This window comes from Mycobacterium sp. Marseille-P9652, from assembly GCF_902652685.1.
GTDB lineage: Bacteria > Actinomycetota > Actinomycetes > Mycobacteriales > Mycobacteriaceae > Mycobacterium.
The window spans coordinates 22,747-33,663 of the sequence record NZ_CACRUY010000037.1 but is presented as its reverse complement, the minus strand read 5'-3'; the positions used below and the strand labels follow the sequence as shown (position 1 = coordinate 33,663).

General features: G+C 68.4%; 12 protein-coding genes. All 12 read right to left on the bottom strand.

All coding sequences use genetic code 11. The features are described from left to right. Position 1: 1 nt before the first annotated feature. The 12 genes from GPY60_RS18410 to GPY60_RS18355 all read right to left on the bottom strand — a co-directional run bounded on the left by GPY60_RS18410 (position 2) and on the right by GPY60_RS18355 (position 10,822). Entirely contained in the window at positions 2-763 is a 762-nt protein-coding gene (locus tag GPY60_RS18410) for a decaprenylphospho-beta-D-erythro-pentofuranosid-2-ulose 2-reductase (protein ID WP_156689121.1), read from the bottom strand. Continuing rightward, positions 764-2,146 carry an FAD-binding oxidoreductase gene (locus GPY60_RS18405; RefSeq protein WP_156689120.1) on the bottom strand — a complete coding sequence of 461 codons (1,383 nt, stop codon included), beginning with the start codon at positions 2,144-2,146 and terminating at the stop codon, positions 764-766. 32 nt (positions 2,147-2,178) lie between these two features. Then, positions 2,179-2,544 carry a GtrA family protein gene (locus GPY60_RS18400; protein WP_156689141.1) on the bottom strand — a complete coding sequence of 122 codons (366 nt, stop codon included), beginning with the start codon at positions 2,542-2,544 and terminating at the stop codon, positions 2,179-2,181. 215 nt (positions 2,545-2,759) lie between these two features. Next, positions 2,760-3,239: a GreA/GreB family elongation factor gene (locus GPY60_RS18395; RefSeq protein ID WP_156689119.1), complete on the bottom strand. Its 480-nt coding sequence runs from the start codon at positions 3,237-3,239 to the stop codon at positions 2,760-2,762. A 73-nt stretch (positions 3,240-3,312) separates the two neighbouring features. Then, complete coding sequence (locus tag GPY60_RS18390; protein ID WP_156689118.1) at positions 3,313-4,233, bottom strand: ribonuclease Z; 921 nt, start codon at positions 4,231-4,233, stop codon at positions 3,313-3,315. A gap of 2 nt (positions 4,234-4,235) precedes the next feature. After that, positions 4,236-5,369, bottom strand: a complete 1,134-nt coding sequence (locus GPY60_RS18385) for an SPFH domain-containing protein (protein ID WP_156689117.1) — start codon at positions 5,367-5,369, stop codon at positions 4,236-4,238. A 56-nt stretch (positions 5,370-5,425) separates the two neighbouring features. Continuing rightward, positions 5,426-5,713 carry a hypothetical protein gene (locus GPY60_RS18380; protein WP_231639713.1) on the bottom strand — a complete coding sequence of 96 codons (288 nt, stop codon included), beginning with the start codon at positions 5,711-5,713 and terminating at the stop codon, positions 5,426-5,428. A 33-nt stretch (positions 5,714-5,746) separates the two neighbouring features. After that, positions 5,747-6,577 (bottom strand): galactan export ABC transporter permease subunit Wzm/RfbD, encoded by an 831-nt coding sequence (wzm, locus tag GPY60_RS18375; protein WP_156689116.1) that lies wholly within the window; start codon positions 6,575-6,577, stop codon positions 5,747-5,749. Beyond that, the gene (glfT1, locus tag GPY60_RS18370; RefSeq protein WP_156689115.1) at positions 6,574-7,503 is read right to left on the bottom strand and encodes a galactofuranosyltransferase GlfT1; all 930 of its coding nucleotides are present in this window, start codon (positions 7,501-7,503) and stop codon (positions 6,574-6,576) included. The genes wzm and glfT1 overlap by 4 nt, the downstream gene beginning before the upstream one ends. Then, entirely contained in the window at positions 7,500-8,297 is a 798-nt protein-coding gene (gene wzt, locus GPY60_RS18365; RefSeq protein WP_156689114.1) for a galactan export ABC transporter ATP-binding subunit Wzt/RfbE, read from the bottom strand. Before wzt ends, glfT1 begins: the two co-directional genes overlap by 4 nt. Positions 8,298-8,307: 10 nt before the next feature. After that, positions 8,308-8,829: a bacterial proteasome activator family protein gene (locus GPY60_RS18360; RefSeq protein WP_156689113.1), complete on the bottom strand. Its 522-nt coding sequence runs from the start codon at positions 8,827-8,829 to the stop codon at positions 8,308-8,310. Between the two features lie 22 nt (positions 8,830-8,851). Beyond that, complete coding sequence (locus GPY60_RS18355; RefSeq protein ID WP_156689112.1) at positions 8,852-10,822, bottom strand: DUF6541 family protein; 1,971 nt, start codon at positions 10,820-10,822, stop codon at positions 8,852-8,854. Positions 10,823-10,917 lie beyond the last annotated feature (95 nt).

The following is a 10,917-nucleotide window of genomic DNA, read 5'->3' as shown; positions in this document are numbered from 1 at the left end:
CTCAGATGGGGAGCCTGCGGAAGACGCTCCGGGGGACGTGCCGCAACACCATCATCACGTAGCGGAATGCTGCTGGTGCCCAAACCAATTCCTTACCTTTTGCGGCCGCGGTCACCGCGAGGTTCGCGACGTACTCCTTGTCGACGGTCAGCGGGGCTTCCTTGATGTGCGCGCTCATCCGGGTGCGAACCTGGCCGGGCCGGATCACCAGGACGCGAACGCCGTACTCGCGCAACGCCTCCCCGAGGCCAAGGTAGAACCCGTCCAGCCCTGCCTTGGTGGAGCCGTAGACGAAGTTGGACCGCCGCACCCGTTCGCCGGCCACCGTGCTCATCGCGATGATCTGGCCGAAGCCCTGGGCGCGCATCTTCTCGCCGAGTAGGACTCCCACGGAAACAGCCGCGGTGTAGTTGATTTCGGCAGCCAGCACCGCCTTGCGCTGGTTCTGCCACAACTCCTCGGCGTCGCCGAGGATGCCGAACGCTACGATCGCCACGTCGACATCGCCGCCACTGAACGCCTGGTCGATGGTCTTCGGATGACTATCGGGGTCGGTGGCCTCGAAGTCGATGAGCTCCACCGACTTCGCGCCGGCGGCCGTCATCTGGGCCACCGCGGCGTCGCGGCCCGGGTCGCCGGGCATCGCGGCCAGGATGATGCGCGCGTGCGCGTCCCGAAGGTAACGCTCGCAGATGGCCAGGCCGATCTCCGACGTGCCCCCGAGCAGCAGGATGGTCTGTGGATTCCCCACGGCGTCAAGCATTTACAGCAACTCCAAACGTCGGGCCATGTCGGAGGCGAACACCCGCGCCGGGTCGACCCTGCGGCGCAGGGCGATCCATTCGTCGATGCGCGGGTACATGGCGTGGAAGGTGTCGGCGCTCACGCGGGAATCCTTCGCGGTGTAAACGCGGCCGCCGAATTCGAGCACCCGGCTGTCCAGCTCGTTGAGGAACCCGCCCAGCCCCGCCTTGATCGGGAAGTCCACGCACACGTTCCAGCCGGGAATGGGGAAGCTGAGCGGCGCGCGGTTGCCCGGGCCGAAGAGCTTGAACACGTTGAGAAACGAGTAATGCCCGGAGGATTGGATGTCGCGGATGATGCCCTTGAACTCCTCGACGGCGGTGGTCGGCACGACGAACTGGTATTGGGTGAAGCCGGCGCGGCCGTAGGCCCGGTTCCACTCCCCGAACATGTCGAGCGGGTGATAGAACTGCGTCAGGTTCTGGATCTTGCCGCGGTAGGTGCCCGACTTGCGGTACCACAGCTCACCGATGGGCATGAAGGTGTACTTGTTAGCCAGCCCGTTGGGGAACACGTCGGGCAGCGTAAGTAGTTGCGGCGCATCGAATTTCAGCGGGCTGCGGCGTAGCTTGGCCGGCAGTTCGTCCAGGCGCGCGAGCCGGCCGCGCGAGATCGCGGCGCGCCCGAGCTTCGGCGGCGCGCTGATGGCGTCGAACCATGCGCTCGAGTAGGTGTAGTCGGCCTCGCTGCCGTCGCTATGGAAGGCGATCGTCTCGTCCAGGCTGGCCGTGACGTCGCCGTCGGCCACGAAATAGGCGGTCTCCGTTGGCGTCATCTCGATCGTGGCCCGCAGGATGATCCCGGTCAGCCCGTTGCCGCCGACCGTGGCCCAGAACAGCTCGGACTCCTCGCCCGTCGGGGTGAGGCGGCGGATCTGGCCGTCGGCGGTCAGCAGGTCCATGCTGCGGACGTGGTTGCCGAAGCTGCCCGCGCTGTGGTGGTTCTTGCCGTGGATGTCGCAGGCGATCGCGCCGCCGATGGTGACCTGTCGGGTGCCCGGCAGCACGGGCACCCACAGCCCGAACGGCAGGGCCGCCTTCATCAGCTGGTCGAGGTTGACGCCCGCGTCGAGGTCGGCCAGCCGGGTGTCGGCGCTGATCGAGTGGATGGTGTTCAGCGCGTTCATGTCGATCACCAGGCCGCCGCCGTTTTGCGCGTTGTCCCCGTAGGACCGGCCGAGGCCGCGCGCGATCACGCCCCTGGCGCCGTGGTCAGCGGCCCGCGCCACGGCCTTGGCGATCACCTCCGGATCGGCGGTGCGCAGGACCTCGGCGACCGACGGGGCGGTTCGACCCCACCCGGTCAGCCGGGCGGGAGCCATCACTTCTGGGGTGCTCGACATCGTCAAAGAGGCTACCGCTTAACCGCGGGGGCTCAGCGCATGCGGAAGATGACGGCCCGCTGCACGACGAAGTTGATCACGGTCGCGGTGCCCTGGGCGATCACGAACGCGACGGGGATCGCCCACGCCCGGTAGTGCAGCAGTGCGAGCGAGAGGTGGTTGAGCCCCACCTGCACCGCGAAGGTGACGGCATACAGCACCATGACCGCGACGAACCGGGCCGTGCTGGGGGAGGCCTGAAACGTCCATCGGCGGTTGATCAGGTAGGCGGTGATGGTGCCGACGATGAAGCTGGTGGCCTTGGACAGGTCGACCTGCAGGCCCACCGCCTTGTAGAGCGCCAGGTAGAGGCCGAAGTCCACGACACCGGCCAGCCCGCCGGTGATCACGAAACGCACGACCTGCGTCTTGAGGCTGAGTTGCGCGCTCAGCGGCGCGGAATCGGGCGTCGGGACAGCCATCGGGGCGAGTCTATGTGGCGATCGCGAGGGCGGCGTAGCCGGTCGAAGCGGGTCGCCACCCCACACTCGGGCGTGGCGATCGCGAGGGCGGCGTAGCCGGTCGAAGCGGGTCGCCACCCCACACTCGGGCGGCGTGGTGGCCGCCCCGCGTGTCAGCGGGGCAGCTTCACCGAGATCAGTTCGACCTGATTCTCGCCCTGGGGCGTGGAGTAGGTGACGGTGTCGCCCGGTTGGTGCCCGGCCAGGGCCTGGCCCAGCGGGCTGCCGGCGGTCAGCGTCTCGCCCTCGCGACCGGCGGGGGTCTCTTCGATGATCGAGATGACCTGCATCGTGACGACCTCGCCGTCCGGGAAGCGCACGGTGACCTCGGTGCCGCCGGGCAGGCCTTCGGACTCCTGGGCGTGCGACGGCCCTTCCCGCAGCCGGTGATCGAGTTCGCTGATCCGGTCGGCCAGCACGGCCAGTTCGTCGGCCCGCTGGATCGCCTCGGCGGCGTCGCCGTGGTCGCCGACCATTCCGCGATCGTCCCGGACCTCCAGCTCGAGGCGTTCCCGCCGCTGCCGCAGTCGCTCCAGCTCCGCCGCGAGGTTGGCGCGCCCCGCGTCCGCCGCCGATCGCTTTTTGTCGCTCACGTCGAAGAGACCTTTCGCCCAGTTTGCCCAAGTGGCGTACCAGTGTGACACCGGAGGGGTGCCGCCGCCAGTGCTATTCCGCAAGCCGTTTGGGGACTTGAATCTTGGCGAGATCCTCGGCGACGACGATGTCACCGCCGAACACCTCGGCCGCCTCGTCGCGAAAACGTTGGCTCTCGGGGTAGCGCTGAGAGAAGTGGGTGAGCACCAGCCGCCGCACCCCGCACTCGGCCGCCGCCTGCGCCGCCTGACGCGCGGTCAGATGCCCGTAGCGCACAGCCAGGTCGGTGTCCACGCTCAGGAACGTCGCCTCGATGACCAGCATGTCTGCTCCCTCGGCCAGGGCGAACACGGCGTCGCACAGCCGGGTGTCCATGACGAAGGCGAAGCGCTGGCCGGGCCGGGGTTCGGTGACGTCGGAAAGCGCGACGGTTCGGCCCCCGAGCGTGATGGACCCGGCGCGCTCCAGTTCGCCGACGGCCGGTCCCGCGATGCCGTGGCGGGCCAGGAGTTCGGGCACGAAGCGGCGGCCGTCCGGTTCGGTCAGCCGGTAGCCGACGGCGTCGACGGAGTGCTCGAGTGCGCGCGCCTCCAGCACCCCGAACGCGCCCGTCGCCACCGGGCCGTCCGCGACCACCGGTTGCTCGCGGACGTCGGCGCGGTCGTAGAAGAGGCAGGCGTGCCGCAAGCGCTCGAAGAATTCCCGGCCGGACGCCGGGTAGTGCGCGTGCACGGGGCGCGGTATCCCGTCGAGGGACAGTCGCTGCACGATCCCGGGCACGCCTAAACAGTGGTCGCCGTGAAAGTGGGTGAGGCACAGGCGAGTTACGTCACTCACCGGCACGCCGGCCAGCAGCATCTGGCGTTGCGTTCCCTCACCGGGATCGAACAGCAGCCCCTCGCCATCCCAGCGCAGCAGGTACCCGTTGTGGTTGCGGTGCCGGGTGGGCACCTGGCTGGCGGTGCCCAGGACGATCAGCTCACGGGGCGACACCCTCAGCGGGTCGCGTGGCCGGAATCCGAGTTCGTCGATACGGGCGGTTCGTCGTCGTAATAGTCGACGACGTCGCCGCGCAGCGCGTCGAAGATGGCCTTGCCCTGCGCGACCAGCCCGGTGGCCACCTCGCTGAGCCCTTCGGCGCCGTTGAGCACGGTCAGGTTGGCGTTGGACAGCCCCAGCGCGGCCTTCTCGACGATCTGCGGCAGCTGGTCGATGAGCATCCGGTCCAGGGCGACGCGGTTGTGCGACGCCGCCGCCTCGGCCTGGATCTTCATCTTCTCCGCGTCGGCGACGGCCATGATCCGGACGCGTTCGGCCTCGGCCTCCGCGGGCTTGATCACCTCGGCGACCAATTCCTGCTGACGGAGTTCGGCGGCGCGCTCGGCGAGTTCGGTCTTCATCTGCAGCACCTCGCGCTGGGCCTCGGCCTCGGCCAGCGGACCCGCCTGCCCGGCCTGCGCCTGAGCCTTGTCGACCTCGGCCTTGTATTGCGCCTTGACGATCGCGGTCTGCCGCGCGAACTCGGCCTGTTTGCGCTGTGATTCCTGCTCGGCTTCCGCGGCGGCCTGATTGGCCTGCGCCTGGGCGATCTGCGCCTGCTGCTGGATGGCGGCGTTGTGCGGCGCCGACATCGCGTTGATGTAGCCGAGCCCGTCGTCGTCGATGGACTGGATCTGCAGGGCGTCGACGGTCAGGCCGATCCGGGCCATCTCCTCCTTCGAGCCGTCGAGCACCTCGGTGGCCAGCTTCTGGCGTTCCCGGATGATCTGCTCGACGGTCATCGAGCCGATGATCGAGCGCAGGTGGCCGGCGAATATCCGGCCGGTCAGCACGGCCATCTGGTCCTGATCGGACAGAAACCGTTGCGCGGCGCTGATGATGCTCTCGGTGTCGTTGCCCACCTTGAAGGCGATCACGGCGCGGACGTTCAGCGTGATGCCCTGCTGGGTGACGCACTTCTCGCCGACCTCGGATTCGCACATGGCCAGCGTCAGGAAGCGGGCTTTGCGGAAGAACGGCACGACGAAGGCGCCGTGGCCGGTGACGACGCGGAACGGGGCGTTGCTTTTGGCCCGGCCGCCGGAGATGAGCATCGCCTCGTCCGGGGCCGGGACCTTGTAACCGAGCATGTTCGACTCCTTGTCGGGGTTTCGCTGTTGTATCCCAGGCGAATTGGGCCGTCAATTCAGGTGAGGCGCCGCTCCCACGGTTCGACGACCACGGTGCGCGCGCCGCGCGCCTCGACCACCAGCACCTGAGAGCCTTTGGGCAACGGGTCGTCGGACCATGCCATGAAGGTCTCCTTCGATCCGCGCACGGTCACCAGCACCTCACCCGCGCCGCGGTCACCGCGGGTCGCCACGGTCAGCGTCCCCACGCAGCCGACTGCCGACGCGTCGCTCACGAACGCATACTCCTCCTTCGGGGGTTCGACCGTCGACTTGTTGCGCCAAACGGCCCCGAATCCCGACAACGAGTCGACGCTCGGCGCCATTCTGGACCGGGCCTACACCCAGTACGGCACTCGCGCGCGGTATTGCCGCATCGCGACGGCCGCGAGCAGCCAGCCGACGACCGTCAGCACCACCACCACGGCCCAGTGCCGCAACTCCTGGTGCGCGCCCAGCAGCGGCGCGCGCACGATGTCCAGGTAGTGCAGCAGCGGGTTGAGCTCGACGATCTTCGACCAGCGTCCGGCGCCCTGCTGACGCAGCGTGTCGTCGTTCCAGATGATCGGCGTCATGAAGAACAGCAGCTGCACCACCGAGAACAGCAGCGGGCCGATGTCGCGGTAGCGCGTCGCCAGGATGCCGAAGCACAGCGACACCCAGATGCAGTTGAGCACGATCAGGACGAGCGCGGGAAGCACCGACAGGTCGGCCCACGACCAGGGCTTGGGGAAGATCATCGCAACGACGAGGTAGATGACGATGTTGTGCGCGAACAGGATCATCTGCCGCCACACCAGCCGGTACACGTGCACGCTCAGCGGCGTGGGGAGCTGCTTGATCAGACCCTCGTTGGCGACGAAAACGTCGGCGCCCTCGAGGATGGCGGCGTTGATCAGGTTCCAGATGATCAGCCCGAGAGTCACGTAGGGCAGGTGCACCGCCAGGTCCAGGTGGAACAGCTTGGAGTACAGCCCACCCATGGCGACGGCGGTGGTGCCGGTCGCGATGGTGATCCAGAACGGTCCGAGCACCGAGCGCCGGTAGCGCTGCTTGATGTCCTGCCAACCCAGGTGCAGCCACAGCTCGTGGCGGCGGAAGCCGTCGACCAGGTCGCCGCGGGCGCGGGTGAGGGTCCGCGACTGCGCCGCCGCGTCGACAAAAGTCATGATGAAGAACCTCCCGGCTTCCCGAACTGCTCGCGACGGCCCAAGCGGCGCAGGCGAATCCACTCCCGCAGCCCGTCGGGATCGCGCCGGGTCACCAGGAAGAACCAGCCGAACCGGAGCCATTCCTGGGGGAGCAGCTTGCGCAGGCCCGGCTGCGACAGCAGGTAGCCGCGGTTGCGGTAAGTGAAGAACCGCTTGGCGGCGTCGTCGGGGTACTGGGTGTGCATCCGGCCGCCCAGGATGGGCCGGAACTCGTCGGAGCCGCACGGGTGCAGGTACACCGCGTCCAGGCAGGTGCCGAACGGCAGGCCGGACCGTACCAGCCGGCGGTGCATCTCGACCTCGTCGCCGCGGATGAACAGCCGCAGGTCCGGGACGCCGATCGACTCCAGCGTGGACGCCCGGAAGAGCGCCCCGTTGAACAGCGACGCGATGCCGCGCAAGAGATCCTGTCCGTCCTCGGTGCGCAGTTCGCTTGCGTACCTTCGCCATACGACGCCGCGACGCAATGGAAACGCGAGTCGCCGCGGGTCATCGGCATTGCACACCATCGGCGACACCTCGGCCAGGCCGTATTTCTCGGCGCAGGCCAGCAGGGTCGGCAGGACGTGCGAGTCGGCGGGGCGCCCGTCGTCGTCGGCGAGCCACACCCAGTCGGCGCCCTGCGCGAGCGCGTGCAGCATGCCGAGCGCGAAGCCGCCCGCGCCGCCCAGATTTCGGTGCGACCCGAGGTAGGTCGACGGAATGGGTTGCGCAGCAACCAAATCCGCAACCCGCCCGGAGCCGGGGCCTTCGCCGGAAAAATCGTTGTCGACGACGATCAGATGGTCGGGCGGCCGGTCCTGCGAGCTCACCGCGTCCAGCGACTTCGCCAGTTCGTCGGGGCGCCGGTGGGTCACGACGACGGCGATGACGGTGTCGCTCATATCTCGTTCCGCGTTTCGGCCAGCACCTCGTGGACGTGGCGGGCGGCGTCCTCGCCCTCGTAGGCCCGCACCACGTCCTCGATGCCGCCGGACATGCGGATCACCCCGTGGTCGATCCACATGGCGGTCTTGCACAGCCGGGCAAGGAATTCGTTGGAGTGGCTGGCGAACACCAGGATGCCGGACCGCTCCACCAGGCTTTGCAGCCGCGACTGTGCCTTCTTCAAGAAGTCCGCGTCCACCGCGCCGATGCCCTCGTCGAGCAGCAGGATCTCGGGGTCGATGCTGGTGACCACGCCCATCGCCAGCCGCACCCGCATCCCGGTGGAGTACGTGCGCAGGGGCATCGACAGGTAGTCGCCCAGCTCGGTGAACTCGGCGATCTCGTCGACCTTGGTCAGCATCTGCTTGCGGGTCTGCCCGAGGAACAGGCCGCGGATGATGATGTTCTCGTAACCGGAGATCTCCGGGTCCATGCCGACGCCGAGGTCGAAGACGGGCGCGACGCGGCCGGTGACCTTCGCCCAGCCCCGCGTCGGTTCGTAGATGCCCGAAAGCAGGCGCAGCAGAGTCGATTTGCCCGCGCCGTTGTGGCCGACGAGGCCGACTCGATCACCCAGCTCGAGGCTCATGGTGATGTCGCGCAGCGCCTCCACCACCACCACGTTGGAGTTGTTGCGGCCGATCGTTCCGCCCGCCTTGCCCAGGAACGCTTTCTTCAGTGAGCGTGACTTGGCGTCGAAGATGGGAAATTCGACCCACGCGTCGCGCGTCTCGATGTGAGGAGCCGGCACTTTTCGCTACTTACAGGTACTGCCCGTGCCCGCTCTGGCCCGGCTTGCCGATTCCCGGCGGGAGCGCGCCCTGGCGCATCTGCTCCAGTTGGGCGCGCGCGGCCATCTGCTGGGCGAACAGCGCGGTCTGGATGCCGTGGAACAGCCCCTCCAGCCAACCGACCAACTGAGCCTGCGCGATGCGCAGCTCGGCGTCCGACGGCGCGGACCCTTCGTCGAACGGCAGCGTGAGCCGCTCGAGCTCCTCGCGCAACTCCGGCGCGAGGCCGCCCTCGAGCTCGCGGATGCTGGTGGCGTGGATCTCACGGAGTCGGTTGCGGCTGGCCTCGTCGAGCGGCGCGGCGCGGACCTCCTCGAGCAACTGCTTGATCATGGTGCCGATGCGCATCACCTTGGCGGGCTGTTCCACCAGGTCGGTCAGCGAGCGCTCGTCGTCGTCGAGGTCGTCGTCGCGGGCCACCATGATCCGGGGGTCGACGCCGCCGCCGATGACCTCGACGCCGTCGTCCTGGTCGTCGTTGCCGATACTCAACCCGTCACCATCCTTCGCCGTCCTAGGGGCGCGGCGCCGGGGTGTTCCCGCGCCACTCGTAAATTCGCGCCCCGCCGTTGTCGTAGATCAGCGCCCACGACGGGGACTTGTCCAATGACACTAGTCCGTCCGGTGTGGAGAACCCTCTGACGTTGGGAGCGCTGGTGAGGATGTACCTGATATTGAGCGCTTTAACCGCCTCGACCACCCGCGGATCGGCCACACCCTTGCGCGCCGAGGTCCAGAAGATGTAGCGGTAATACCCCGGGCCGGTCTGCTGCGGGAAGTCGTAGTGCGTCCACAGCGGGTGCAGGTCGGCCACCGCGTACATCCAGGCGGTGCCGTCGATGTTGGAGTCGCCGATCGTGGTGTCGTGCGCCCCTGGCAGCGTCGCCAGGTACGCCATCGCCATCAGGTCCCGTTGGTCGATGATCACCGAGTCGTACTTGTCGCCGAACAGCACGAGGTGCCGATACAAGTAGTGGCGGGCGGTGAGCACCGTCGCCACTACGAGCACGCCTGCGGTCGCCGCCACCCACACGGGCGACGGCAGGGGTCTGAAACGGTCGGCGACCCGCCTTGCCCCCGCTACCAGCAGCACGACGCCGGCGAACAGTGCGACGCCCGCCATCGGTGTCATGAGCATGGTCACCACGGCCGTCAGGCGCCGCGGATCGTTGTAGAAGAACTGGCTGAACACCTCGATGGTGCGGCCGAGCGGATTGCGGAACGGCGCGCCCGAATAGATGGTCGCGACGGTCAGCACCAGCCAGACCGCGGCCGGCCACCAGATCCGCTTGTACAGCAGGATCGCCATGCCGGCGTAGGACAGAAACACCAGCCAGTACTGGATGGGCCAGTCGTTGAGGTGGCGGGTGTGCAGCAGCAGCGCGTCGATGACACCCTGCTTGACGCTCTTGAAGCTCGGGAACGCGTGCCCGGCGATGATGTCGGCCTGCCGCATCACGCCCAGGAACTGCGGCGCCAGGACCGCCATGGTCGGCACTGCTATCGCGGCCAGGATCAGCGCGTCGGGGAGGCGGCCGCGCACCGGGTGCCGCAGCGCGTCGAGCAGCCACCAGCCCAGCAGGAACAGGACGACGACGAACCCGCCCGTCAGGTGCACCGAGAAGACGCCGACCAGCGCGAGCACGGCCGCCGGGATGCGGTCGCGGTGCCGCAGGGTCGACGTGATCAGCACGAACGTGGGCACCGCCACCCCGTAGGCCGCGAGGTTGGGCATCGCGGCGACGCCGAACTCGACGTACGGCACCGACGTGAACGACGCCGACAGCACGGCCGCCGTGGCCGTGGCCCCCGCGGCGCGCCACTGATCCGTCACCGGGCGGATCAGGCGCCAGGTGAGCATCGCCGCGCTCGTCGGGAACAGCCAGACCGACGCCGCGACCGAGGAGAGCGTGTAGCCGGTCGTCGGCGCCGCGTCCGTCAGTTGACAGAACACCGCGACCAGCGCGTGGAACACGGACGGGTAGTACAACGGCTGGTGGGTCTCGACGTTGCGCAGCTCGCCCATGTGGGTGGACGACGCCTGACCGGTGTCGAGCATGAAGCGCACCTCGTTGGCGTGCCACACGGCGTCCCACGTGCTGGGAATGGACTCCCAATGTCTGAGCCCGCGGTAGGCGGCCCACATGATGAGCAGCGCGCCCAGCGCGACACCGGCGGCGACGACCGCAGCCGGCAGACGGCCGATCCCGCGAGCCTCGGCGTCGCCGTCGCGGTAGCGGGCGAACACCAGTTGCAGCCCCGTCATCAGCACGCACACCACCGCCAGCGCGGCCAGCGCGGTCCAGCCGTTCCACGGAATCCCGATGGCGCCGTAGGGAATGATCGCCAGCGCCACCACGCCATAGGTCAGCGCCGGTCCCACCGCCACGGCCACCGGCCAGCTCAGCTGAGTGATCCGCGCGACGATCGTCCCCGGCGCGATCAGCAGGAACAAGGCGATCAGCGTTCCGAACCAGAGACCCACTGGACTAGTATGGCTGCCCGGGTGTCCTGGCTCGGGGAAGCCACATTTGGCTGGAGCGGTTGGGGCCTGTCCAGGCACCCGCTACCGTCGCAATT